Source organism: Burkholderia ambifaria AMMD (genome assembly GCF_000203915.1).
GTDB classification, from domain to species: Bacteria; Pseudomonadota; Gammaproteobacteria; order Burkholderiales; family Burkholderiaceae; genus Burkholderia; species Burkholderia ambifaria.
The window spans coordinates 299,084-322,807 of the sequence record NC_008391.1 but is presented as its reverse complement, the minus strand read 5'-3'; the positions used below and the strand labels follow the sequence as shown (position 1 = coordinate 322,807).

Below are 23,724 nucleotides of genomic sequence, written 5' to 3'. Positions count from 1 at the left end.
CCGCTCCTGATAGCGTGCTGCCGCGCGTCGCGCGCGCCAGCCGGCAACTTCCCTGTTAGACGAGGTGAATCATGTGCGGAATCGTCGGAGCAAGCGGCCTGAAGAATCAGGTGCCGCAACTGGTCAATGCGCTGAGCCGGCTCGAGTATCGCGGCTACGATTCGTGCGGCATCGCCGTGCTGCGCGACGGCCATTTGTGCAGCGAACGCACGCTGCGGCGCGTGGCGGACCTGCAGCAGCGCGTGCTGACGCTCGGTCTCGAAGCGCAGACCTGCATCGCGCACACGCGCTGGGCGACCCACGGTGCGCCGTCGGAAGTCAATGCGCATCCGATCATGTCGGGCGACACGATCGCGGTCGTGCACAACGGGATCATCGAAAACCATGACGCGCTGCGCGCCGAACTGCGGCAGCGCGGCTATACGTTTCGCGGCGAAACCGACACGGAGGTGATCGCGCATCTGATCCACAGCGTCTATCGCGACAACCTGTTCGATGCCGTGATCCGCGCGGTCAAGCGGCTGCACGGCGCGTATGCGATCGCCGTGCTGAGCGCGCGCGAACCGCAGCGGCTCGTCGCCGCGCGCGCCGGCTCGCCGCTCGTGATCGGCATCGGCGCGGACCAGAACTATCTGGCGTCCGACTGCGCGGCGCTCGGCGATCTGACCGATCGCTTCGTCTACCTGGAAGACGGCGACGTCGCGCTGATCACGCCGGAGCGCATCGACGTCGTCGATTCGGTCGGGGCCGAAGCCAGGCGTCCGCTGTGCGAGGTCAAGGCGCGCGACGACGACGCCGCGCTTGGGCCCTACCAGCACTTCATGCAGAAGGAGATCTTCGAGCAGCCGAAGGCGATCGCCAGCACGATCGACGGCATCGACGCAATCTCGCCCGCGCTGTTCGGCGGCGAAGCAAGCGCGCGCGCGTTGTTGTCGAAGGCCCGCAGCGTGCTGCTGCTCGGCTGCGGCACCAGCTACTACGCGGGCCTGACCGCGAAATACTGGCTCGAGAGCATCGCGGGCATCCCGGCCCAGGTCGAGATCGCGAGCGAATACCGCTATCGCGATACCGTGCCCGATCCGCGCACGCTGGTCGTCGGCATCTCGCAGTCCGGCGAGACCGCCGACACGATCGGCGCGCTCGAACGCGCGCGCGAGATGGGTCAGGACATGTCGATGGCGATCTGCAACGTGGCGACCAGCTCGATCGCGCGCAGCGCGCCGCTCTGCTTCCTGACGCGTGCCGGCATCGAGCTCGGCGTCGCGTCGACCAAGGCGTTCACGACGCAGCTCGTCGCGCTGTTCCTGCTGACGCTGACGCTCGCGCAGCAGCGCGGCCGGCTCGACGCCGAGCAGGTCGCGATGCACCTGAAGAAGCTGCACGAACTGCCCGAGCGCATCGCCCACGCACTCGCGCTGGAAACGCAGATCATGGGCTGGGCCGCGAAGTTCGCGCGCACCGAGAACGCGCTGTTCCTCGGGCGCGGCATTCACTATCCGATCGCGCTGGAAGGTGCGCTGAAGCTCAAGGAAGTGTCGTACATCCATGCGGAAGGCTATCCGGCCGGCGAGCTGAAGCATGGCCCGCTCGCGCTCGTCACGAGCGCGATGCCGGTCGTCACGATCGCGCCGGACGACCGCCTGTTCCAGAAGCTGAAGTCCAACATGGCCGAAGTGCGCGCCCGCGGCGGACGGCTGTACGTGCTCGCGGGTCATCAACTCGAGATCGAGGCCGATCGTGATACGCACCTGATCCGCGTGCGCGAATCGGGCGATGCGCTGTCGCCGATCGTCAACGTGATTCCGTTGCAGCTGCTCGCGTATCACGTCGGCTGCGCGCGCGGCGCCGACGTCGACAAGCCGCGCAACCTCGCGAAATCGGTCACCGTCGAATGACGGAGCGGCAGGACGTGGCGCACGCGTTCGCCCTGCGCGCACGCGCGGCCCGGCGTGCGGCCGCGTGGCGCGTCGCGGCCGTTCTGTGCGGCGCGTGCGTTGCCGTTGCGGCGCCGACGTACACGTGCGCCGGCGCGCCGGTCGTGCATACAGTCACCGTGCAGCCGCCCGCGGCGCCGCAGGAACGCGGTGACGCGCGGCGCTTCATGCACGGGATCGGCGTGGCCGATGCCGGCGACGGCCGGCGCTGGGTGTTCTTCAGCAGCTCGGGCATCGCGCCGCGCGGCGCGCTGCGCAACGGCAACTGGCCGCATGACGTGTATGTCGGCGAATGGCTGCCGGGCAAGCCGGGCCTGCTGCGCGTCCATACGTTCATCAGCCGTCCGGAAGCGCAGGAACCGGTATCGATCGCGCAGAACCCGCGCGGCGACATCTTCGTCACGTTCGAGGACGGCTGGGACACGCCGGAGACGGTCAGCCAGCGATACGGCATCTATCGGCGCGACCTGAAGCCGGTCAAGCCCTACCCGAACGACGTCGAAGCGGGCGGCCACTCGGGGCACGTCGCCGCGGTGGGCGAACGCTTCGTCGTGTTCTATTCCGCCGACTGGATCGACGGCGGCGGCGTCGACAATCTCGGCACCGGCAACGGCGTCTACGTGAAAACCTACGATGCCGAAGGACGCGTGCTGAACCATGTGTCGGTCGCGCCGCGCCGCCGCGAGTGGTGGCCCATGGTCGCGGGCTCGTCGCGCCGCGCGCTGCTGCTCTGGCAGAAATACATCGAAGGCAGCACGGACGCGACGCTCGAATACGCGATGTTCGATCCGGTCACGGCCAAGCTCGACAAGCTCGGCGCGCTGAACGACGCGATCCAGTACTACGTGTATTCGTCGGCCTACGTGCCGGCGGTCGACCGCTTCGTCGTCGTCACGACCACCGCGGACAATCGCGGCGTCGCGATGCTGATCGACCCGGACGGCCGTCGCGTCGCGACGCTCGACTGCCTGCCTGCGTCGGTGCGGGAGTCCGGGATCGGCGTCGACGGCACGCATGCGTACGTGCCGACCCGCGACGGGCGGCTGCTGGCGCTGGCGCTTTCGCCAACGGGCATGTCGGTGAGCGGCGTACAGCGTTCACCGATTCCGTGGGGCTCGACCGGCATCGCGGGATTCCCGGCGCGCGGCGGGGCGATGCATTTCGTGTCGCTGACACCATCCGGCGCGCGCGAAGCCGATTTCGACACGGCGCGGGACACGCCGTTGCCGAAGGCCGACGCGCAGTGTCCGACGCGTTGACGACGCCGCGCATCGATCATCCGGATCGACGCGATTCACCGATGCCTTTTGAGTCGGCCGCTTCCTTGTGCGTCGTCGGCACGCCGTTGGTCGCGTAATGATGCGCGTGCTGCGGCACGTCGGCCCGATGCACCGCTGCGCGAATAGCGCGGCGCGATCCCTGCACATGCATCCGGCGATCGGGTAGCCGGACACGCTGCCGTCGCCGGTTCGATCCCGGCTCCCGCGCTCCCCGGCTCCCGCGCCGCAGTCGCCAGCGCCGCCCTTACCGGCTAGACTGTCGCCCGATTCCTTCCATCGGCCGCGGCACTCGCCCCTTCCGCCGCCGCAACGCCCCTTCCACGGAGTACGAATGCTGAAGTGCCGGTGGTTTTCGCTGTTGCTGCTGATGGTGTGCCTGATCGCCACGCGCGCGTCCGCGCAGGGCGCGCTCGAACTCGACACCGACGGCACGCCGCGCGTCCTGACGCGCGAGGCGCTGCTCGCGCGCGCCGACGCGACGGACATCCACGTGCCGCGCGACATTGCGTACGGCCGGCCGATGACGTTCCGCGCGGTGCCGTTCGCCGCGCTGCTCGGCGACACGCCGCCAGCCGCCGACGGCGTGCTCGAAACGCGCGCGGCCGACGGTTTCGCCGCGCAATTACCGCTGGATCTCGCGCGCCGCCGTGCGCCGGCCGGCGCCATCGCGTGGCTCGCGATCGAGGATCCCGCGCACCCGTGGCCGAAGCTGCCGGGCAAGCAAGTCAGCGCGGGGCCGTTCTATCTGGTGTGGCTAGGGCCGGACGCGTCGTCGGTGCGCGGCGAGCAGTGGCCGTATCAGATCGTGCGCATCACGGTCGAATCGTCACCGCTCGCGCGCTGGCCGTCGCTCGCCGTCGATTCGGCGCTGCCGGCGAACGATCCGGCCCGTGCGGGCCAGCGGCTGTTCGTCACGCAATGCCTCGCGTGCCACCGCCTCGACGGCGCGGGCAGCAGCCACGCCGGCCCCGACCTGAACGCGCCGATGAATCCCGTCGACTACTTCCAGCCGGCCGCGCTGCGCCGCTACATCCGCAACCCGGCATCGGTGCGCGACTGGCCGGGCCGCGTGATGCCGGCGTTCCCGCCCGAGCAACTGAGCGACCGGGAACTCGACCAGATCGTCGCCTACCTCGCGTACATGGCGCGGCGCAAGGCCGGCAAGTAAGCCGCGCCGGTCAAGCGCCCGCTTCCTGCGCGCTCTGCAGCACCGCGCGCAGCAGCACGTCGGCCCCCGCCGTCGACCATTCCGGCGTGATCGCCTCGGCCTCGTTGTGGCTCAGCCCGTCGACGCACGGCACGAAGATCATGCCGGTCGGCGCGACGCGCGCGACATAGCACGCGTCGTGGCCCGCGCCGGACACGATGTCCATGTGCGACAGCCCGAGCGCCTGCGCCGCGTCGCGCACCGCATCGATGCAGCGCGGCGCGAACGGCACCGGCGGATACGTGAAGATCTGCTCGATCTGCGCACCGAGCCCGGCGTCGGCTGCCACCCGCGCCAGTTCCGCACGCAGCGCCGCATCGAGCTCGTCGAGCACCGCATCGTCGGGATGGCGAAACTCGACCGTGAAGAAGCAGTTGCCCGGCACCGTGTTGCGCGAATTCGGCCGCGCCTCGATCATCCCGACCGTCGCGCGCGCGTGCGGCGCATGGCGCCGGCCGAGCGCATCGACGAATGCGATCATCCGCGCGGCGCCCACCAGCGTGTCGCGCCGGAATTCCATCGGCGTCGTGCCCGCGTGCGCGTCGACGCCCGTCAGCGTCACCTCGTACCAGCGCTGTCCCTGCCCGGCCGTCACGACGCCGATCGTCTTGCCCGCGCGCTCGAGAATCGCGCCCTGTTCGATATGCAGTTCGTACGCGGCATGCACCGGATAACCGCCGACGGGCTCGGTGCCCGCATAGCCGATACGCGCGAGCTCCTCGCCAATCGTCTTGCCGGCGCCGTCGGTGCGCGACAGCCCGTATTCGAGCGGATAGACGCCCGAGAACACGCCGGCCGAGATCATCGCCGGCGCGAAGCGCGAGCCTTCCTCGTTGGTCCAGATCACGACGTCGATCGGGCGCTCGGTCTCGATGCCCGCATCGTTCAGCGCGCGCACGACCTCGAGGCCGCCGAGCACGCCGTAGATGCCGTCGTAGCGGCCGCCGGTCGGCTGCGAATCGGCGTGCGAGCCCGTCATCACGGGCGCGGCGTCGGGATTGCGGCCCGCGCGGCGCGCGAACACGTTGCCCATCCGATCGACCCGCACCGTGCAGCCGGCGTCGCGCGCCCACTCCACGAACAGGTCGCGCGACTCGCGGTCGAGATCGGTCAGCGCGAGACGGCAGACGCCGCCCTTCGGGGTCGCGCCGATCTGCGCCATCCGTTCGAGCGATGCCCACAGCCGCGTGCCGTCGACCCGCGGTGCGCGTGCGAAGTCGTCATGCATTGCCGGCCTCCGCTGCGTCGTCGCGCGGTGCGGCCTGCAACGCATAGCGGAAATCGCAGCGCTTGCCGCCCTGCATGATCGTGCTCGTGCGCGTGAGCGCGATGCGCGGGTCGTAACCCTCGATGAAGTAGCTGTCGCGCGCGCAGCTCAGCAGGTGGCCGATCTCGCCGAGCCCCATCGCGTGATACATCTCCGCGTAGCTGCAGCGATGAACGTCGTAATCGTAGTGCGCGTCGTCCGCGCGGCGCACCTCGACGTCGAGCGCGTCGTCCTTCTCCCACAGCACCTGCAGCGCGATGAACGACTGCACGCTCGTGCCGTCGGGCTCCTGCGCGGCGAACGTGCGGCCCGCGTCGACGGCCGCGCCGCGCACGGCTTCCGCGATCACGGCCTGCGCGCGCTCGGTGCCGAATTCGCGCTTCATGATCTCGTAGATCGGCTTGATGATTTCCGCTTCGATGCGGCGCCGCGCGAGGATGCCGAGGCGCGTGTCCTCGGGTGCCGGCGCGGCTGCGTGGGTCTGGTCGGTCATGGGAACGTCTCCGTCGTTATTTCGTTGCGGGGCGCCCGCCGCCGAGCACGTCGACGACGGTCCACTTGCCGCCGCGCACCTGGTAGATCGTGAACGCCGGGTCCTTCAGGTTGCCTTGCTGATCGAACGCGACCCGGCCGGTCACGCCGGGCCGGTCGATCGCGCGCACGGCCGCGACCACCTTCGCGGGCTGCGTCGAGCCGGCCTTCTGGACGGCCGCGATCAGCGTGGCGGCCGCGTCGTACGCGAACGGCGCGTGCAGCTCGATCGGCGCGTGCCAGCGTGCGCGATATTGCGCGTCGAACGCGTTGCCGCCCGGCATCCGGTCGAGCGGCAGGCCCGGCTCCAGCGCCGTCACGCCTTCGCCGTCCTTGCCCGCGAGCGACAGGAAGGTCTGGCTCACGAAACCGCCGGCGCCGAGCAGCGGCGCGTTCACGCCGAGCTGGCGCATCCGGCGCGCGATCGGCGCGGCCTGCGCGTCGAGGCCGCCGAAGAACACGAGATCCGCGCGCTTGCCCTTGATCGCGGTCAGCACGCCGCTGAAGTCGGTCGTCTTGTCGTTCACGTACTGGCGATCGACGATCGTGCCGCCATTCGCCTGCACGCCCTTGATGAACTGGTCGGCCAGCCCCGCGCCGAACGACGTGCGATCGTCGATCACCGCGATGCGCTTCGCCTTCAGGGTCTTCACCGCATAGGCGCCGGTGAAATTGCCGCCCGCATCGTCGTGACCCATGATGCGGAACGCGGTTGCGTAGCCCTGCTGCGTGTATTGGTGGCCGGTGGAGGCCGGCGCGATCTGCGCAATGCCCGCATCGCGATAGACGCGCGACGCCGGCACGCTGCAGCCCGTGTTCCAGTGACCGACGACGCCGATCACGTGCTGGTCGACCAGCTGCTGCGCGACCGCGACGGCCGTGCGCGGGTCGGATTGGTCATCGGCCGCGACGAGCTTGTAGACGACCGGCTTGCCGCCGATGCTCGGATGCTCCGCGTTCGCGTCGTCGATCGCGAGTTGCGCGCCGTTCTGGAGATCCTTGCCGATGCGCGCGGACGGGCCGGTGAGCGGTGCGGCGAGGCCGATCAGGATCGTCTGCGGCGCGGATTGCGCGAAGGCGGGAACGGCCGCGATCAGCGCGGCCGCGGAGAAGGCAAGACGGGCGGGAAGAAAGGCGATTTTCATGTGCGGGGACCAGTGATTCGGATCAAAACATGAAAAATATTAAAGATTCGACACCGACACCCCAAATACTCAATTGTTGGATGCTTATGCCATTCCCGACACAATAGCGTAAACACCTGTAAATACAGCGTATTTTAAGATTGTCGCTTACCCTGATTTTTCGATAAAATTCGACACATGAAAAATATCGAACAATTGCCGCATGATCCGCCGTTGCGCGCCGTCCGCGCGTTCGAGGCATTCGCGCGTCTCGGCTCGGTCACCGCGGCCGCGCACGAGCTCGACATCACGCCGTCCGCGGTCAGCCATCAGTTGCAACTGCTCGAAGCGTTCATCCAGACGCCGCTGACCGTGCGCGAAGGCAGGCTGCTCGCGCTCACCGACGAGGGGCGCGACTATTACCGCTCGATCAGCGCCGCGTTCTCGGTGCTGCGCAGCGCGACGCGCTTCGTGCGCGACCGCTCGTCGCTGCGGCAGATCACGATCAGCCTGATTCCGCTGCTCGGCATCGGCTGGTTCATTCCGCGGCTGCATGCATTCCTCGCCGACAACACCGACGTCGACGTGACCGTGCTGTACGCGCATCACCGCAACTATCGAAGCGACGCGTCGGACCTGTCGATCCGCTTCGGCACCGGCGACTGGCCCGGCTACCGCTGCGAGCGGCTGCTGCCGGGCGCGATGGTGCCGATGTGCAGCCCGTCGTTCCTGAAGCGCCACGGGCCGTTCCGCACGCCGGCCGATCTCGCGCGGGCGCCGCTCGTGCACGACGAGGATCGCAGCACCTGGGTCAACTGGCTGCAGGGCGCCGGCGTGCGGCACGTGTCGCACGCGGTGGGGCCGATGTTCGAGGACGGGCAACTGACGCTGAGCGCGGCGCGCGCGGATCTCGGCGCGGCGCTGCTGCGCGCGCCGCTGGTCGAGCGCGAACTGGCGAGCGGCGAACTCGTGCAGCTGTTCGACCACGCGCTCGACGACGGGCGCGACTACTACCTGTGCACGCGCGAGGATGCGGACATGCCGGACGGCGCGAGACGGCTTGCCGACTGGCTGAGGAAGATCGCCGCCTGAGCGGCCGGTCCGCCGCCGGCCGGCCGAGCGGCGCCGCACGCGTGGCCTGCGCGAGCGGCGTCCGTCATGCCGGAGAGCCGCGCGTCACACTGCCCGCCCCCAGCCGCGCTCGGCCGCATAAGCGACCGTCGCCCGCGCCAGCTCCTGCGTGCTGTCGATCAACGCGAACGGCGCATCGCGCAATGCACGCGCGGCGATCGGAATTTCCGTGCAACCCATCACCGCGACGCCCACGTCCCGCCGCGCGAGCGTCGCGAGCGCGCGCGACAGGCGCCGCACCGACGCATCGATCTTCCCCGCCTTGACGGCCGCGATGCACGCGGCGATATCGCGCTGCGCGGCCACGGCCGGCATCACCGGCTCGAAGCCGCGCGCACGCAGCGCCGCCTGGTAGAAGCCCGACACCAGCGTGCCGCCCGTGGCGAGCACTGCGACGCGCCGCACGCCGGCCGGCACCGCGGCCACCGACGCATCGACGATATGCAGCACCGGCGCCGCGCTGCGCTCGCGCAGCGGCGCATACCAGTGATGCGCCGAATTGCACGGGATCGCGATCACGTCGACACCGCAGCGGTTCAGCAGCGCGACGCCGTCGAGCAGTGCCGGCAACGGATCGGCGCCGCCGTCGAGGATCGCGCGCGAGCGATCGGGCGTCCGCGTCAGGTTCGCGACGATCATCGGCAGATGCTCCTGGTCGCAGCGCGCGCGCGTCAGGCGAATCACGCGATGCATGAAGTCGACCGTGGCCAGCGGCCCCATTCCGCCCAATACCCCGACAAGCGCCATGATGTCTCCTTCACGCGCGCGGCGGCCGCGCGCAGATCGCGGATACGACGGCCGAGTTGCCGATCACCAGCAACAGCGTGCGCAATATCTCGCAGAACGGATCGACCGCCGCGAACAGCACGAACGCGGCCTCGAACGGCAGATGCAGCGCCGCGCAGACCATGCCGGCGAGCGACACCGTCACGACCCCCGACGTGCCCGTCGACGCGAATCCGGCCAGCACCGACGCGACCAGCACGACGCACAGCTCGCCGGGGCCGAGCGCGCGTTCGTAGAGTTGCGCGACGAACAGCGTCGCGCTCGCGTAATAGACCATCGGCCCGACGCGCAGCAGCGACACGGCGAGCGGCACGACCAGCTCGACGCGCGCGCGTGCGAAGCCGAAGCCGTCGGCCAGGCACTCGATCATGCTCGGCATGCAGGCCACGCTGCTGCGCGTGGCGAGCGCCATCGCGAACGGCGTGCGCAAGCCGGCCAGCGTGTCGGCCAGCGTCGCACCCGAGCGCTTCCAGATCACGGCGATCGCCGCCGCGATCAGCACGACGGTGACGACGACGAACGCCATCACGAAGCGGAACATCGCCTCGAGCGGCCCGAACCCGGACGTGCCGATCTGCGCGGCGCCGCCGCAGAACAGCACGATCGGCGTCGGATACGCGAGCCAGTGCATGATCTTCTGGCACGTGAAATACACGGTCTCCAGCGTCTGGCTCAGCGCCGCCGAGATGCTCGCCGGCACGCGCCCCGACGCGAAGCCGAAGAACAACGAGAACACCAGCGCCTTCAGCGTGTCGCCGCTCGCGAGCGCCGCGAAGAAGTTGCCGGGCACCAGCGCGATCAGCATGTCGGCGAGGCCCGACGACTTCTCCGCGGGATCGGTGCCGTACAGCGTCATCACGGTGTCGCTCGCCGCGCCGTCGCTGCCGACCAGCGCGCCGAACGCCTTCAGCGTCGCGTTCGACAGGTGCTCGCCCGGGCGCATCGCGACCAGCACGACCGCGCCGACCACCACGACGAACACCGACACGCAGCCGAAGATCGCGATCACGCGCATCACGAGATCCGATGCGCTGCCCTCGCGCAGCAACCGCTGCAGGCTGAAGATCACGGCGGCCGTCATGAACGGCAGCGCCGTCATCTTGAGCAGGCCGACGTACACCTCGCCCACGTAGTCGAACTGCGGCGCGGCGGCCGGCCACAGCATGCCCGCCACGATCCCGAGCGCGAGGCTGCCGAACACCGTCAGCGGATGAATCGCGAACGCATGCAGCCGCTCGATGCGTGGCTTGATCCCGCGGGTCTCGTTCATGTTCATATCAGTGGCCCATCGCATCGAGCAGGGATTTCACGTCGAGCCGCGTGTGGCGCTCGGCCAGGAACTGGTTGACGAACGCGAGCAGCGTCGGCGCGGACACCGGCACGCCGACGGCGAGCGCGTCGGTCAGGTCGTCGAAGGTCGCGACGCGCAGCCGGATCGGCGCGCTCGGGTCGTCCTGCATCACGAGCTTGATCGCGAGCTCGTCGCGATACACGGCCGTGACCGCGCCGGCGTTCAGCGCGTCGAGCGTCGCCGGCCAGCTCGGATAGGTGCGCACCTGCGCGGCCGGGAAGTCGTTGCGCACGTATTCGGCGTAGGCCGAGCGCGCGACGACGCCGATCGTGCCGCGGTAGTCGCGCACGACTTCCGGCAGCGGCCGCCCTTTCGCGAGTTCCGCGAAGCTGACGCGGTTGATCAGCAGCGCGCGCCGCAGGCTGATGTATGGCGTGCTGAAGCTGACCACCTGCGCCCGCGGCAACGTGCGCGACAGCTTGCTGATCGCGACGTCGGCCTGCCCGGTCGCGAGCAGGTGAACGACGTCGTCGAAGGTGCGCGCGTCGCGGTCGAACTGCACGGCCACGCCGAGCTTTTTCGCGAGCTCGTCGGCGAGGTCGATGTCGACGCCCGCCAATGCCCCGTTGCGCGACCAGAAGAACGGCGGCTGGTCGACGCCGAGCACCGCGACGACGAGCGTGCCGCGCGTGACGATGCGCGCGAACTCGGGCGCGAGCAGCCGGCCGTCGGGGAGCGGCACGAGGCCGGTGGCGGTGACGGTGGTGGCGGGCGCGGTCGTGGTGGCGGGCGTGGCCGCCGCAGCCGTCACCGCCTTCGGGGCCGTCGTCGCCGGGGCGGTCGCATCGAGGGCCAGCGCCGGTGCGCTGCACGACACGGCGATGAATGCGCAGGCCGCGCCGCGCACGTGCCGAAGCACGCATCGGCGCTCGAGGAAGATGTCGCGGCACCACGCAAGCAGCACGCGCGCGGCGCGTCCGGAAAAGAGGTTCATGGCGGTGATTGACGGCGAGTGTCGAACGACCGCGCAGCCGTTCGTGCCGAACGGGTGCCGGGCCCTGGCGCGAAGCGCGTGGCCGTGGTTCGGCGCCGCACGCTCCCGCCCGACCAATGTGTCAGAAGCGCCGCCCGGCCGAAATCCGCCGGAAGGCCCGGCCCGGATGTCACGGGCCGTCCGGACGGCCCGCCGCAACGGGGGCCGGAAGCAGATAGGAATTCCCGATGCAGAGGATTGAAACAAGCAATTTCACAAACTCGGGGTCAACCCGGATACTGGGAACACTTCATCAACACCACCCCAAAGGAACTCGCAAGATGCCGATCATCAACACCCAAATCAAGCCGTTCAAGGCAACCGCATACCACAACGGCGAATTCGTGCCCGTGACCGAAGAGAACTTCAAGGGCAAGTGGTCCGTCGTCGTGTTCTACCCGGCCGACTTCACGTTCGTCTGCCCGACCGAGCTGGGCGACCTCGCCGACCGCTACGCGGAATTCCAGAAGCTGGGTGTCGAAATCTACGGCGTGTCGACCGATACGCACTTCACGCACAAGGCATGGCACGACACGTCGGACACGATCGGCAAGATCAAGTACCCGATGATCGGCGACCCGACGCTCACGCTGTCGCGCAACTTCGACGTGCTGATCGAGGAAGAAGGGATGGCCCTGCGCGGCACGTTCGTGATCAACCCGGAAGGCGAGATCAAGCTGTGCGAAATCCACGACAACGGCATCGGCCGCGACGCAGGCGAACTGCTGCGCAAGGTGCAGGCCGCGCAATACATCGCGGCGCACCCGGGTGAAGTGTGCCCGGCCAAGTGGACGCCGGGTGCGGAAACGCTGACCCCGTCGCTCGACCTGATCGGCAAGATCTGACGCTCGCTGCGCGCCTCGCACGAGGCGCGCGAGCGACGCGCCGCGGGCCGCCGCGTGCGGCCCGCACCCTCCTCCGGCACGACGTGCCCGACCAGAATTATCAATACGGAATCCGAAACGCCATGCTCGACGCCAATCTCAAGAATCAACTGAAAGCGTACCTCGAAAAGATCACGCGCCCGATCGAACTCGTCGCGTCGCTCGACGACAGCGCGAAGTCGCAGGAACTGCTTGCGCTGCTCAACGAGATTGGTTCGCTGACGTCGCGCGTGACCGTGACCGAACGCCGCGACGACGCCGAGCGCAAGCCGTCGTTCTCGATCGGCGAACCCGGCAAGCCGGCGGGCATCCGCTTCGCCGGCATCCCGATGGGCCATGAATTCACGTCGCTCGTGCTCGCGCTGCTGCAGACGGGCGGCCATCCGATCAAGCTCGACGACGACGTGATCGAACAGATCCGCGCGCTCGACGGCGACTACGCGTTCGAAACGTATTTCTCGCTGTCGTGCCAGAACTGCCCGGAAGTCGTGCAGGCGCTGAACGTGATGTCGCTGATCAACCCGCGCATCCGCCACGTCGCGATCGACGGCGCGCTGTTCCAGAACGAAGTCGAAGCGCGCCAGATCATGGCCGTGCCGACGATGTTCCTGAACGGCGAATCGTTCGGCCAGGGCCGCAGCAGCGTGAAGGAAATCCTCGCGAAGCTCGACACGGGCGCCAGCGCACGCGCCGCGAAGTCGCTCGAGAACAAGCCGGTGTTCGACACGCTGATCGTCGGCGGCGGCCCGGCCGGTGCGGCCGCCGCGATCTACTCGGCGCGCAAGGGCATCGCGACGGGCGTGGTGGCCGAGCGCTTCGGCGGGCAGGTGCTCGACACGATGGCGATCGAGAACTTCGTGTCGGTGCAGGAAACCGAAGGGCCGAAGTTCGCCACCGCGCTCGAGCAGCACGTGAAGCAATACGACGTCGACATCATGGACGTGCAGCGCGCCGACGCGCTGATTCCGGGCGACGTGCACCAGATCCGCCTCGCGAACGGCGCGGTGCTGAAGGCGAAGACGATCATCCTGGCGACCGGCGCGCGCTGGCGCGAAATCAACGTGCCGGGCGAGCGCGAATACCGCAACCGCGGTGTCGCGTACTGCCCGCACTGCGACGGCCCGCTGTTCAAGGGCAAGCGCGTCGCGGTGGTCGGCGGCGGCAATTCGGGCGTCGAGGCCGCGATCGACCTGGCCGGCATCGTGAAGGAAGTCACGCTGCTCGAATACGGCGCGCAACTGCGCGCGGACGAGGTGCTGCAACGCAAGCTGCGCAGCCTGCCGAACGTGACGATCGTCACGCAGGCACAGACGACCGAGCTGACCGGCGACGGCAGCAAGCTGAACGGGCTCGTCTACAAGGATTTGCGTTCGGGTGAAGCGAAGCGCGTCGATCTCGAAGGCGTGTTCGTGCAGATCGGCCTCGTGCCGAACACCGAATGGCTGAAGGGCACGATCGAGCTGTCGAAGCACGGCGAGATCGTCGTCGATGCACGCGGCGCGACGTCGGTGCCCGGCGTGTTCGCGGCCGGCGACGTGACGACGGTGCCGTTCAAGCAGATCGTGATCGCGGTCGGCGAAGGCGCGAAGGCCTCGCTCGGCGCGTTCGACCACCTGATCCGGCAGGACGTGACGCCGGCCACGGCCGACACGCCGCAGGCCGAAGAAGCGATCGCCGCGTAACGCGCGACGCACCGCCCGGATTCGTCTCTCTTGGCCCCGCATGCCTTGGTCGGCGTGCGGGGTCTTTTTTCATCCGGCGTCGTGCGGCGCGGTGCGAGCGCACCGGCACCGTTCTCACTGGGCCGCGGCGGGCGCGGCACTCGCCGATGCGGGCGCCTTGAAGCTGCTCGACTGCCTGACCAGCTGCTCGGTCATCGCGGCGGCAACCGCATTCCCGCCGGCCGACGGACGCGCGCGATCGACGCTCGGCGTCGCCACGTATTGCGGCGGCGGCAACGACGGATCGAGCTTCGCCGATTCATGCACGAGCGCAGCGGTTTCAGGCGTTTCGGATTTCGTGCCGGACGGTGTGGTCGCGTGCCGTTCGAGCCCGTCGCGCTTGCGCTCCGCGCGTTGCGCCGGCTGATATGCCGGCTGACTCGAGCGGCTCGCCTGCGTCGCCTGGACCGGCGGTGTCGATTGCACGGGTTGCGCCGCTTGCGCCGGCTGCGTCGGTCGTGCCGCTTGTGGCGGTTGCGCGGCTTGTACCGGCGCCTGCGGCGTGGCGGGCGCAGGCTTGGCCTTCGCTGGGGTCGAATCCTCCGGCTCGACCGTCACGACGTGAACGGTCGGCGGCGGCGCGGTCGGTTTCGCGGGGGGTGCCTGCCCGGCGATCACCGGCACGACGGCGGTGGATGGCGGCGCCGCGTTGGTGCGCGCGGGAGCGGCGGCCGGCGGCGGCACAGCCGCGCGTTGCGGCACGGCGTCGTCGACGTGCGTGGACGGCACCGCCACCGCCGCCGGCGGTGCGATCGTGCCTTGTGCGGTATGGTCGCCGTTCGCCGCGGGCACCGCGGCGGCAGGCGCTGCGGCATCGCCGATGCCGGCCTCCGCGATCGCGCGGTGGTCGTCGCGCAGCAGCATCACGTAGCCGCTGCCTGCCGCAGCCACCAGCAGTCCGCCGACGATCATCAAAGTCTTTCGGGTCCTTCTCATGCTTGCTCACCGATCTTATCGACGTGAACGAGCCATCATACGCGTGGGTTCGCGGCAGATCCCGCATGAATACATTTGGTTGCATTGATGCGGGCGCAGCGCGGGCGCAGCGCCGGCGGGGCCTGACCGAGCCCGCGCCGCCCTATCCTCATACGGTTCGACGCCCGCCTGCTCGCGCCCCATCAGAGGCAGAAGATCGCGACCGCGATGCCGCCGAACAGCGCCCACTTGACGACGTAGTACACGGTGCGATTCCACGCCTTGAGCCGCTTGCCGGCGCGGCGAATCGCATACAGGTACTTGAACGCATGATTGAGACCGCCGGTGCGGTCGCCCGTTTCGTTCGGCGACGCGGCCGCGCGCATCAGCAGTTGGCCGAACACATCGTTGACGCGCTGCGCCCAGCGATATTTCATCGGCCGGTCGATGTCGCAGAACAGGATCACGCGATCGTGCGCGGTGCGATTCTCGGCCCAGTGCAGATAGGTTTCGTCGAACATCACGGCCTCGCCGTCGCGCCATGCATACGACTCGCCGTCGACGACGATCCGGCACGCGTCGTCATTCGGCGTGTCGAGCCCGAGGTGGTAGCGCAACGAGCCCGCATACGGATCGCGATGCAGCCCGAGCTTGCCGCCCGGCGGCAGCTGCGCGAACATCGCGGCCTTGATCGACGGAATCCGCGACAGGATCTCGACCGTGCGCGGACACAACGCCTGTGCGGACGGATGCGGCGCGTCGTACCACTTCAGGTAGAAGCGCTTCCAGCCGTTGCGAAAGAACGAATTGAAGCCGATGTCGTTGTACTCGCCCGACGCCTTGATCCGGCTGGCATCGCGCAACGCGAGCGCTTCCTCGCGAAAGGTCCGCCATTCGCGCTGCAGCACCGCGAGTTCCGGAAAGTGCCGCGGGTCGAGAAACGGCGTGGTCGGCACCGAAGAGAACGCGTATGAAAAGCAGTTCAGCGGCGCGGTGAAGGTCGAGTGATCGGATAGTTGCCTGAACAACCTGTGCCGAACCTTGCCGCGCCGGTGCGTATGAATCACACACGCAATGAACACGATCAACAGGACCCACCGCATCGATACATCCCCCGTAAGCGTTTTGCAGAAATTCTAGGTACGGGGAAAATTTTCTGCGCTGACGCGCAGGCGCTGCGATGTGCGTCAACAAGACGCGGCGAAGATGTCGATCGTGCCAAGCCAAAACGCCGAAAAGCCCGTGCTGACGGGCTTTTCGGCGCAATCGGCACGCGCGCGCGGCATCTGCCGACGCACGCGCATGCGTCGATTATTCCGGAAACGGCAAATCAGTTTGTCCGTCTGCGCGCATACCGAACGTGTTGAGCGTCATCGCGACCAGCGCGTAATAGCCGAGCAGCGCGACGAGGTTGACGACGGTCTCGTGACCGAAACGCGCCTGCGCGCGCGCGAACGTTGCATCGCTCACGCGTTGCGTGTCGTACAGCTCGGTCGCGAATGCATGGATCAGCGCATCGTCGTCCGATTCGAACGCCGGCATGACGCCGCGCCGGATCGCGTCGGCCGTCGCGGCCGGCACGCCGGCATCGAGCGCGATCGGATAGTGGATGTGCCACTCGGCCTGCGAGCGCCAGCGCGCGGCGGTCACGAGAATCGCGAGCTCCGACAGGCGCAGCGACAGGCCCGTGCGATAGCGGCAGAACGCGCCGAGCCGCTGCGCGTGCTGGGCGAGCTCGGGGCTCGCGATCCAGCCGAGGAACGGCCCGTTCAGGTTGCCGCGCGGGCCGCTGAGGATGTCGGCCAGCACGGCCTTCTGTTCGTCGGTGGCCGATGCGGGATCGAAGGGAGGCAGTCTGTCTGTCATGGTCGGGACTCGGTGAGGTCGTGGTTCACGCGCCGGCCGATGCGAGCGCCGCATCGATCGCGCCGGACAGCCGTTCGACGATCGTATCGATCTGCTGCGCGGTGCAGACGAACGGCGGAGCGACCAGGATGTGATCGCCGTTCACGCCGTCGATCGTGCCGCCCATCGGATACACCATCAGGCCGCGCTGCATCGCCTCGCGCTTGACCGCCGCATGCAGCTTCAACGCGGGATCGAACGCCGCCTTGCTGTCGCGATCGCGGACGAGCTCGACGCCGACGAACAGCCCGCGGCCGCGCACGTCGCCGACATGCGGATGCGCACCGTAATGCGTGCGCAGCGACGCACGCAGTTGCTCGCCGCGCGCCTTCACGTTGTCGAGCAGCTTCTCTTCGGCGATCACCCGCTGCACCTCGAGCGCGGCCGCGCAGGCCGTCGCGTGGCCGAGATACGTGTGGCCATGCTGGAAGAACCCCGAGCCGTCGACGATCGTCCGGTAGATGCGGTCGCTCACCAGCGTCGCGCCGATCGGCTGGTAACCCGCGCCGAGCCCTTTCGCGATCGTCAGCAGATCGGGCGCGACTTCGTCCTCATCGCATGCGAACAGGTAACCCGTGCGCCCCATCCCCGACATGATTTCATCGAGAATCATCAGCACACCGTACTTGTCGCACACCGCGCGAATCTTCTTCAGGTAGGTACGCACCGGCGGCACCGCGCCGGCCGTCGCGCCAACCACCGTTTCCGCGACAAACGCCGCGACGTTTTCCGCGCCGAGTTCGACGATCTTCTGCTCGAGCTCGTCGGCCAGGCGCTGCGCATACGCTTCGTCGGTTTCTCCCGCGTGCTGGTCGCGATACGCATAGCACGGGCTCACGTGGTGCGCTTCGATCAGCAGCGGCAGGAACGGCTCGCGCCGCCATGCGTTGCCGCCGATCGCGAGCGCGCCGAGCGTGTTGCCGTGATAGCTCTGGCGGCGAGCGATGAAATGGCGGCGCTGCAACTCGCCCTTCTCGACGAAATACTGGCGCGCGAGCTTCAACGCGGCTTCGATCGCCTCGGACCCACCCGACACGAAATACACGTGTTCGAGGCCAGCGGGCGCTGCGTCGACGAGCCGGTCGGCCAGTTCCTCGGCCACGTCGGTCGTGAAGAACGACGTATGCGCGTACGGCAGTTGCTGCACCTGCCGCTTGATCGCATCGATCACGCGCTGATTGCTGTGTCCGAGACACGAAACGGCCGCGCCGCCGCACGCGTCGATGTAGCGTTTGCCGGTCGAATCGATGATCTCGATACCGTCGCCTGCGACGGCGACGGGCAAGGTGGCGCGGGGAGCGCGATGGAAAACGGTCGTCATGCGTTGCCTCATGGATCAGGACGCGCTGCGCGCGTGCGCGGACGGCACGATGCGCGTCGCGAAGCGCTGCGTGCCGTGTTGATGGATGGTGACGTCGATCGCTGCGTCGCGAATGGCGAACACCGCGGTCGCCAGCGTGTTCTCGTCGTCGGGATCGGTCGGATCGTCGCGATAGATCGGCAGCCCTTCCGGTGCGCGATCGCCGAGCACGCGCAGCAGCGCGGCTTCGTCGATCGTGTCGATGCGCTGTGTCAGCGCATCGACGCGGCGCTGGCGATCACCGGACGATTGCGTGACGATCTGCGCCTCAGCTTCGCAGCCGGGATGCACGAGATGGTTGGCGTGGCCGGCAAGCCGCGCGACGTCGACCACCGAGCACCGCGCGACGCTCGCCTCGATACTCAGCAGCCGCGCATCGCCGGTCGCGCCGAGCGTGTGGTGAAAGCCGCTCGCGCGCGCATGCGTGCGCAGCACGTCGGCAGCCGCATCGAGCGACGTCGCGTCGAGCACCGCGCGCGCGAGGATCATCCGCGGCACGCCGGCCGCCGGCGTCAGGATCCGCAGGTTGTTGATCGCCTGCGCGATGCCCGCGCGGTTCGCGGCGAACGTATGCCCGGGCAGCGAGCCCGGGTAATAGAAGCTGATGAAGCCCGGCTTGCCCTGCGGCTGCACGTCGACGAGCAGGCAACGCTCGCGCAGATACGGATCGCCGTCCTCGTTGTGGGCGATCCAGCGCGTGCCATCAGCATCGCGTGCGGCGAGTGTCGTGCAGCCGTCGGGCGCGTTGTGGATCAGCTCGCCGCGGCAGTTCCACAGGAAGATGTCGTCGGCCGGCCAGCCGACACCCGCCGCGATCCCGTCCAGTTCCGCGACGAGATCGGGATACGCGGCCAGCGCCGCCTGCCGCAGAGCCGCGACGAACGGATGACCGCGCCAGCGCCGCACGGCCTGCCATGCGTTGCTCTGCTGCATGTATTCGTCGAACACGGGTCGGGCGAGCTCGCCGAGACGCACGCCGATGTCGAACGGCGCGCCGGCGATGACGGGGGAAAGGGAAAGCGGCATGTTGCGTGGTTCGGTTTCGTTCAGGATACGTGTTTCAGGAATTCCTGCAGGCGCGGCGTGGGCGGCCGATCGATCAGGTCGACCGGGTGACCGTCCTCGGCGATGCCGCCCTGATCCATGAACAGCAGGCGCGTGCCGACCCGCTTCGCGGACTCATGGTTTCTCTCCGCATGATTGAGCGATGTGGCCGGCCAGCCGGCCGGCGGGAACGACGACATCAAGCCACACCGCAACATGCGATGCTGAATTAGACATTAATACAACATGTGTTGTCAACCGCGATACTACGACAACAAAAAAACGCACAACGGGTAAATGCATCGGGGCAAGCCCGAGCCGGGCGGGACGGACAGGTCGGAGGAAAGGGAGAGGCCCGGGCCAAGCGCCCGGGCCGGATCGCGCCGCGCGGGCGAAATGGCGGTGCGTGAGCTGACTGGCGGCGCGCGAAGCGCGGATGGCGGCGCCGGGTACGGGCGGCGGGTTGGCCGTCCCGCGCCGCCAGGGCGACGGGCTGACCACAGCGCAACCGCGCAGGCAATCGCCGCCACCCGTGCGTGGGTTCGCTCATGTAGAGCGTCGGCGATTCGACTCGGTGCCGTGCCGGGACGGCCGTGCCCGCGATGCCGGCAACCGCCGGCGCGGCTCAACGAACGGTGCGGAATTCTCGCGAAAACGCCAGACGGCGACGCTCCGATGCGGCGTCGCTCACGCCGCCACTCCGCTCGCCTGATGCGACACGAGCCGCGCATACGCACCCTGCCGCGCCATCAGTTCCGCATGCCGTCCGGCCTCGATCACGCTGCCCTGCTCGATCACGAGGATCAGGTCGGCATTGCGCACGGTCGACAGCCGGTGCGCGATGATGATCGACGTGCGCTGCGTCATCAGGTCTTCCAGCGCCGCACGAATCTGCTGCTCGCTGATCGTGTCCAGATGGGACGTTGCCTCGTCGAGGATCAGCACGGGCGCATCCTTCAGGAACGCGCGCGCGATCGCGACACGCTGGCGCTGGCCGCCCGACAGCTGCACGCCGCGCTCGCCGACACGCGTCGCGAGCCCGTCCGGCAGCCGTGCGACGAATTCGCCGAGCGCCGCATGATCGATCGCACGCCGCACGTCCGCGTCGGACGCATCGTTCGCGGCGAGCCGGATGTTCGCTTCGAGCGTGTCGTTGAACAGGTAGGTATCCTGCGCAACCAGCGCGATGTGCTGGCGCAGGTCGTCGAGCCGCAGGTCGCGCAAGTCGACGCCGCCAAGCGTCACGCGGCCCTGCTGCGGATCCCAGAAGCGCAGCAGCAGGCTCGCGACCGTCGACTTGCCGGCGCCCGACGCGCCGACCAGCGCAACCGTGCTGCCGGGCGGCACCTCGAAGCTCACGCGGTCGATGGCTGGCACGCCGCGGCCCGGATACGTGAACGACACTGCCTCGAAACGCACCGCCGGATTGCCGGGCATCGCGTGCGTGCCGTCCGTCACGGTCATGGGCTCCTTCTCCAGCGCGCGCAACCGGCGCGTCGACGCGATCGTGTCGGCTAGCTGGCGCGCAACCTGGCCGATTTCGGCAACCGGCATGAACGCGGCCACGGCAACCAGCACCAGCAGCGGCAACGACTCGCGCGGAAACCAGCCACGCGCACACAGCAGCGCGCCAAGCGCCGCGACGGTCAGGCCGCCGAGCCAGCTCGCGATTTCCAGCGCGGCGCTTTGCTTCGACAGGTCGTCGAGCAGCTTCGCGCGCTGCTTGCGGTACGCATCGACCTCGGCCACGAACGCCGCGCGCCGGCGCGCGATCGCCTGGAACGCGGTGAGCTCCGCCAGCCCCTGGATCGTTTCGGTCACGTGCGCGCCGAGCTGGCCGAGCGCTTCGCGCGCGCCGGTGCCGAGCCGGTCGACGTCGCGCCGCGCCAGCACGGGCGCCAGCCCGGCCCACAACAGGAACGGCAGCAGCACGAGCGCGAGCGGCCACGCGACCGACGCCAGCAGCACCAGCACGGCTGCCGGCACGAGCACCGCGACGAACGCGGGCGCCAGCGTGTGCGCGTAGAAGTATTCGACGGTCTCGACATCCTGCGTCGCGAGCGAGACGAGATCGCCCGAACGGCGATGCAGCAGCCCGGCCGGTGCGAGGCGTTCGAGCGTCGCGAACAGCGCGATGCGCATTTCCGCGAGCAGCCGGTACGCCATGTCGTGCGCGAGCCACGATTCAAGCCAATGCAGCACGGCCGCCACCGGCGCGATTACGAGCAGCGCGACGACGAGCACAGGGCTCGCGTGGCCGGCCGACACCGCGCCGACCACCATCGCGCCGATCACGCCGACGCCGATGAACGCGAGCACGCGACCAATGCCGAACAGCACGGTCAGCACGACCTTGCCCTGCCACGGACGCACGAACCGCAGCAGCGTCTGCAAGGTTTCCGGCCAGCCGATCGTCCCGGCATCGTCGTTCAGCGGCCGCACCTGCGGGCCCGACGACGCGCGCGCGGTCGCACCGGCCGTCGTCGCCACGCCGACGGATTCGGCAACCGCTTCCAGTTGCGGCCCCATCAGCCGGCGATACGGGCCGTCGCGCGCGATCAGCGCCGCGTGCGTGCCCTCGTCGACCACCTGCCCCTGGTCGAGCACCAGGATGCGGTCGGCGCCGATCACGCTGGACAGGCGGTGCGCGAGCACGAGCGTCGTCCGCCCGCGCGTGAGCCGGTCGAGCGCCTGCTGAATCAGCGCTTCGTTTTCCGCATCGACCGACGACAGTGCCTCGTCGAGCAGCAGGATCGGCGCATCGCGCAGCAGCGCCCGGGCAATCGCGAGGCGCTGGCGCTGGCCGCCCGACAACATGAGCCCGCGCTCGCCGATGCGCGTCGCGTAGCCGTCGGGCAGCGCCGAGATGAAATCATGCGCGTTGGCGGCGCGCGCGGCCGCGATCATGTCCGCGTCGCTCGCGTCCGGGCGGCCGAGCCGCAGGTTGTCGGCGACGCTGCCGTCGAACAGCGTCGCATCCTGCGCGACCACCGCGATCATCTCGCGCACCTGGTCGGCGTCGAGCGTACGCACATCGTGGCCCCCGATGCGGACGGCCCCGCCCTGCACGTCGTGCTGGCGCAGCAGCAGGCGCACGATGGTCGACTTGCCCGCGCCGCTCGGCCCGACGATCGCCACCGTCTCGCCTTCGCGAACCGAGAAGCTCAGCGCCGCATGCGCGTCCGCGCGACGCCCCGGATACGCGAAGCTGACGCCGTCGAACGCGATCTCCGCGCGCAGGTCCGTCATGCGCGGCGCGTCGGCGGCCGGCGCGCGGCTGCCCGCGTCGAGCAGCGCGTGGATCGCATTCGCCGCCGACTGGCCGATCATCCCCTGGTGCAGTACGGCACGCAGGTCGCGCAGCGGCCGGAAGATTTCGCTGCCGGCCATCAGCACGATCAGCAGCGCCTCGAGGCTCATGTCGCCGTGCCGCACGCGCCATGCACCGACCGCGATCGCCGCGGCCGCGCCGAGGCCAGTGCCGAGATCGGTGAAGAGCCGCGTCAGCAGGCCGAGCGCGAGCACCCAGAACGTGCTGTCGGACAGCGCGCGCGCCTTCGCGGCCAGCTTCGCGCCGAACGCGGTGCCCTGCCCGAACGCCTTCAGCGTCGGCAAGCCCTGCACCGCGTCGAGAAACTCCTCGCCGAATGCCTTGAAGGCGGCCGAGCGTGCGAGCGCCGCGCGCCGGTCGGCGCGATGCACGAGCTGCGGCAGCGCGAGCGTGACGAGCGCCGCGACCAGCAGGATCGCGGCCGTCGGCACGTCCCACCACGCGAGCACCGCGAAGATCATCACCGGCGCGCACGCGGCAATTACGAGCTGAGGCAGGTAGACGCCGAAGAAGGTCTGCAGTTGCTCGACGCCGTCGACGACGGCCAGCATCACGCCGCCCGTGCGTTCGCCGCTGAACCATGCGGGGCCGAGCGCGGCGATCCGGTCGAACAGGCGCGCGCGCAGCGTGGCCTGCACGCGCCCGGCCGTGTGCTGCGCGAGCACCGTGCGGCGATGATCGAGCCACGCACGCAGCAGCACGCAGGCCGACGTTGCAACGACGGCTTCACCGATGGTGCGCGCCGGTGCGCCGGAAAAGACCAGCGCCAGCACGCGGCCGAGAAACACGAAACGGAGGATGCCGACACCCATCGCGAGCAGCCCAAGCGCAACGGCCGCGGCCACCCGCCAGCGCAGTCCCGCCATCATGGCCCATAGTCGTCGGTCGAAATACATGCAGTCCTCCGGTCGGTGTTGCGTTGCGTTTTTTCTTGACCGGATCGAGGCTACCCGCGCCGCCCGCGCGCGGCAAAAGATGAT

The 23,724-nt window shown here is 69.0% G+C and carries 18 protein-coding genes and 1 pseudogene; 6 read left to right on the top strand and 13 right to left on the bottom strand.

All coding sequences use genetic code 11. From position 1 onward, the window contains the following. The first annotated feature begins 71 nt into the window (after window positions 1-71). The 3 genes from glmS (at window position 72) to BAMB_RS17680 (ending at window position 4,382) form a co-directional block, all read left to right on the top strand. Window positions 72-1,895, top strand: coding sequence for a glutamine--fructose-6-phosphate transaminase (isomerizing) (gene glmS / locus BAMB_RS17690; RefSeq protein WP_011658535.1), 1,824 nt, complete (start codon window positions 72-74; stop codon window positions 1,893-1,895). Beyond that, window positions 1,892-3,193, top strand: coding sequence for a hypothetical protein (locus BAMB_RS17685; protein ID WP_011658534.1), 1,302 nt, complete (start codon window positions 1,892-1,894; stop codon window positions 3,191-3,193). Before glmS ends, BAMB_RS17685 begins: the two co-directional genes overlap by 4 nt. Before the next feature lie 352 nt (window positions 3,194-3,545). Continuing rightward, window positions 3,546-4,382, top strand: coding sequence for a c-type cytochrome (locus BAMB_RS17680; protein WP_011658533.1), 837 nt, complete (start codon window positions 3,546-3,548; stop codon window positions 4,380-4,382). A gap of 10 nt (window positions 4,383-4,392) precedes the next feature. Here BAMB_RS17680 and BAMB_RS17675 read toward each other — a convergent pair whose 3' ends face one another. From BAMB_RS17675 to BAMB_RS17665, 3 genes are read right to left on the bottom strand one after another with little or no spacing between them, the layout of a single operon-like run. Further along, window positions 4,393-5,649 carry a Zn-dependent hydrolase gene (locus BAMB_RS17675; protein ID WP_011658532.1) on the bottom strand — a complete coding sequence of 419 codons (1,257 nt, stop codon included), beginning with the start codon at window positions 5,647-5,649 and terminating at the stop codon, window positions 4,393-4,395. Further along, window positions 5,642-6,181, bottom strand: coding sequence for an L-2-amino-thiazoline-4-carboxylic acid hydrolase (locus BAMB_RS17670; RefSeq protein ID WP_011658531.1), 540 nt, complete (start codon window positions 6,179-6,181; stop codon window positions 5,642-5,644). The genes BAMB_RS17675 and BAMB_RS17670 overlap by 8 nt, the downstream gene beginning before the upstream one ends. A gap of 16 nt (window positions 6,182-6,197) precedes the next feature. Further along, window positions 6,198-7,364, bottom strand: coding sequence for a branched-chain amino acid ABC transporter substrate-binding protein (locus BAMB_RS17665; RefSeq protein WP_011658530.1), 1,167 nt, complete (start codon window positions 7,362-7,364; stop codon window positions 6,198-6,200). A gap of 177 nt (window positions 7,365-7,541) precedes the next feature. On the opposite strand from BAMB_RS17665, the gene BAMB_RS17660 reads away from it, so the two are divergent. Then, window positions 7,542-8,435 (top strand): LysR substrate-binding domain-containing protein, encoded by an 894-nt coding sequence (locus BAMB_RS17660; protein WP_011658529.1) that lies wholly within the window; start codon window positions 7,542-7,544, stop codon window positions 8,433-8,435. A gap of 84 nt (window positions 8,436-8,519) precedes the next feature. On the opposite strand, the gene cuyB is transcribed toward BAMB_RS17660, so the two are convergent. From cuyB to BAMB_RS17645, 3 genes are read right to left on the bottom strand one after another with little or no spacing between them, the layout of a single operon-like run. Then, complete coding sequence (cuyB, locus tag BAMB_RS17655) at window positions 8,520-9,221, bottom strand: cysteate racemase (RefSeq protein WP_011658528.1); 702 nt, start codon at window positions 9,219-9,221, stop codon at window positions 8,520-8,522. A gap of 10 nt (window positions 9,222-9,231) precedes the next feature. Then, entirely contained in the window at window positions 9,232-10,536 is a 1,305-nt protein-coding gene (locus BAMB_RS17650) for a dicarboxylate/amino acid:cation symporter (protein ID WP_045554956.1), read from the bottom strand. Between the two features lies 1 nt (window position 10,537). After that, window positions 10,538-11,545, bottom strand: coding sequence for an ABC transporter substrate-binding protein (locus BAMB_RS17645; RefSeq protein ID WP_011658526.1), 1,008 nt, complete (start codon window positions 11,543-11,545; stop codon window positions 10,538-10,540). 320 nt (window positions 11,546-11,865) lie between these two features. Between BAMB_RS17645 and ahpC the strand changes: the two genes are divergently transcribed. Together ahpC and ahpF are read left to right on the top strand one after the other, a co-directional pair. Beyond that, the gene (ahpC, locus tag BAMB_RS17640; protein WP_011658525.1) at window positions 11,866-12,429 is read left to right on the top strand and encodes an alkyl hydroperoxide reductase subunit C; all 564 of its coding nucleotides are present in this window, start codon (window positions 11,866-11,868) and stop codon (window positions 12,427-12,429) included. 122 nt (window positions 12,430-12,551) lie between these two features. Next, window positions 12,552-14,150: an alkyl hydroperoxide reductase subunit F gene (ahpF, locus tag BAMB_RS17635; RefSeq protein ID WP_011658524.1), complete on the top strand. Its 1,599-nt coding sequence runs from the start codon at window positions 12,552-12,554 to the stop codon at window positions 14,148-14,150. Window positions 14,151-14,264: 114 nt separating this feature from the next. Here the strand turns inward: ahpF and BAMB_RS17630 are convergent, their stop codons facing one another. The 7 genes and pseudogenes from BAMB_RS17630 to BAMB_RS17600 all read right to left on the bottom strand — a co-directional run bounded on the left by BAMB_RS17630 (window position 14,265) and on the right by BAMB_RS17600 (window position 23,640). Beyond that, window positions 14,265-15,125, bottom strand: a complete 861-nt coding sequence (locus BAMB_RS17630; protein ID WP_011658523.1) for a hypothetical protein — start codon at window positions 15,123-15,125, stop codon at window positions 14,265-14,267. A 182-nt stretch (window positions 15,126-15,307) separates the two neighbouring features. Continuing rightward, on the bottom strand, window positions 15,308-16,207 hold the full coding sequence (gene lpxO / locus BAMB_RS17625) for a lipid A hydroxylase LpxO (RefSeq protein WP_011658522.1): 900 nt from the start codon (window positions 16,205-16,207) through the stop codon (window positions 15,308-15,310). A 208-nt stretch (window positions 16,208-16,415) separates the two neighbouring features. Further along, complete coding sequence (locus tag BAMB_RS17620; RefSeq protein ID WP_011658521.1) at window positions 16,416-16,970, bottom strand: carboxymuconolactone decarboxylase family protein; 555 nt, start codon at window positions 16,968-16,970, stop codon at window positions 16,416-16,418. Between the two features lie 25 nt (window positions 16,971-16,995). Beyond that, window positions 16,996-18,330 carry an aspartate aminotransferase family protein gene (locus tag BAMB_RS17615; protein ID WP_011658520.1) on the bottom strand — a complete coding sequence of 445 codons (1,335 nt, stop codon included), beginning with the start codon at window positions 18,328-18,330 and terminating at the stop codon, window positions 16,996-16,998. 15 nt (window positions 18,331-18,345) lie between these two features. Further along, window positions 18,346-19,395, bottom strand: a complete 1,050-nt coding sequence (locus BAMB_RS17610; RefSeq protein WP_011658519.1) for a C45 family autoproteolytic acyltransferase/hydrolase — start codon at window positions 19,393-19,395, stop codon at window positions 18,346-18,348. Window positions 19,396-19,415: 20 nt separating this feature from the next. Next, a pseudogene (gene glnQ / locus BAMB_RS17605) lies at window positions 19,416-19,544 on the bottom strand (glutamine ABC transporter ATP-binding protein GlnQ); the annotation flags it as partial. Window positions 19,545-20,100: 556 nt separating this feature from the next. Then, a complete protein-coding gene (locus tag BAMB_RS17600) occupies window positions 20,101-23,640 on the bottom strand; it encodes an ABC transporter ATP-binding protein (RefSeq protein ID WP_011658517.1) in 3,540 nt (1,179 codons plus the stop codon). Window positions 23,641-23,724: the final 84 nt, after the last annotated feature.

Coding starts and splice junctions, on each gene's coding strand:
- glmS (WP_011658535.1), top strand. CDS start 72: ATGTGCGGAATCGTCGGAGCAAGCGGCCTGAAGAATCAGGTGCCGCAA.
- BAMB_RS17685 (WP_011658534.1), top strand. CDS start 1,892: ATGACGGAGCGGCAGGACGTGGCGCACGCGTTCGCCCTGCGCGCACGC.
- BAMB_RS17680 (WP_011658533.1), top strand. CDS start 3,546: ATGCTGAAGTGCCGGTGGTTTTCGCTGTTGCTGCTGATGGTGTGCCTG.
- BAMB_RS17675 (WP_011658532.1), bottom strand. CDS start 5,649: ATGCATGACGACTTCGCACGCGCACCGCGGGTCGACGGCACGCGGCTG.
- BAMB_RS17670 (WP_011658531.1), bottom strand. CDS start 6,181: ATGACCGACCAGACCCACGCAGCCGCGCCGGCACCCGAGGACACGCGC.
- BAMB_RS17665 (WP_011658530.1), bottom strand. CDS start 7,364: ATGAAAATCGCCTTTCTTCCCGCCCGTCTTGCCTTCTCCGCGGCCGCG.
- BAMB_RS17660 (WP_011658529.1), top strand. CDS start 7,542: ATGAAAAATATCGAACAATTGCCGCATGATCCGCCGTTGCGCGCCGTC.
- cuyB (WP_011658528.1), bottom strand. CDS start 9,221: ATGGCGCTTGTCGGGGTATTGGGCGGAATGGGGCCGCTGGCCACGGTC.
- BAMB_RS17650 (WP_045554956.1), bottom strand. CDS start 10,536: ATGAACATGAACGAGACCCGCGGGATCAAGCCACGCATCGAGCGGCTG.
- BAMB_RS17645 (WP_011658526.1), bottom strand. CDS start 11,545: ATGAACCTCTTTTCCGGACGCGCCGCGCGCGTGCTGCTTGCGTGGTGC.
- ahpC (WP_011658525.1), top strand. CDS start 11,866: ATGCCGATCATCAACACCCAAATCAAGCCGTTCAAGGCAACCGCATAC.
- ahpF (WP_011658524.1), top strand. CDS start 12,552: ATGCTCGACGCCAATCTCAAGAATCAACTGAAAGCGTACCTCGAAAAG.
- BAMB_RS17630 (WP_011658523.1), bottom strand. CDS start 15,125: ATGAGAAGGACCCGAAAGACTTTGATGATCGTCGGCGGACTGCTGGTG.
- lpxO (WP_011658522.1), bottom strand. CDS start 16,207: ATGCGGTGGGTCCTGTTGATCGTGTTCATTGCGTGTGTGATTCATACG.
- BAMB_RS17620 (WP_011658521.1), bottom strand. CDS start 16,970: ATGACAGACAGACTGCCTCCCTTCGATCCCGCATCGGCCACCGACGAA.
- BAMB_RS17615 (WP_011658520.1), bottom strand. CDS start 18,330: ATGACGACCGTTTTCCATCGCGCTCCCCGCGCCACCTTGCCCGTCGCC.
- BAMB_RS17610 (WP_011658519.1), bottom strand. CDS start 19,395: ATGCCGCTTTCCCTTTCCCCCGTCATCGCCGGCGCGCCGTTCGACATC.
- BAMB_RS17600 (WP_011658517.1), bottom strand. CDS start 23,640: ATGTATTTCGACCGACGACTATGGGCCATGATGGCGGGACTGCGCTGG.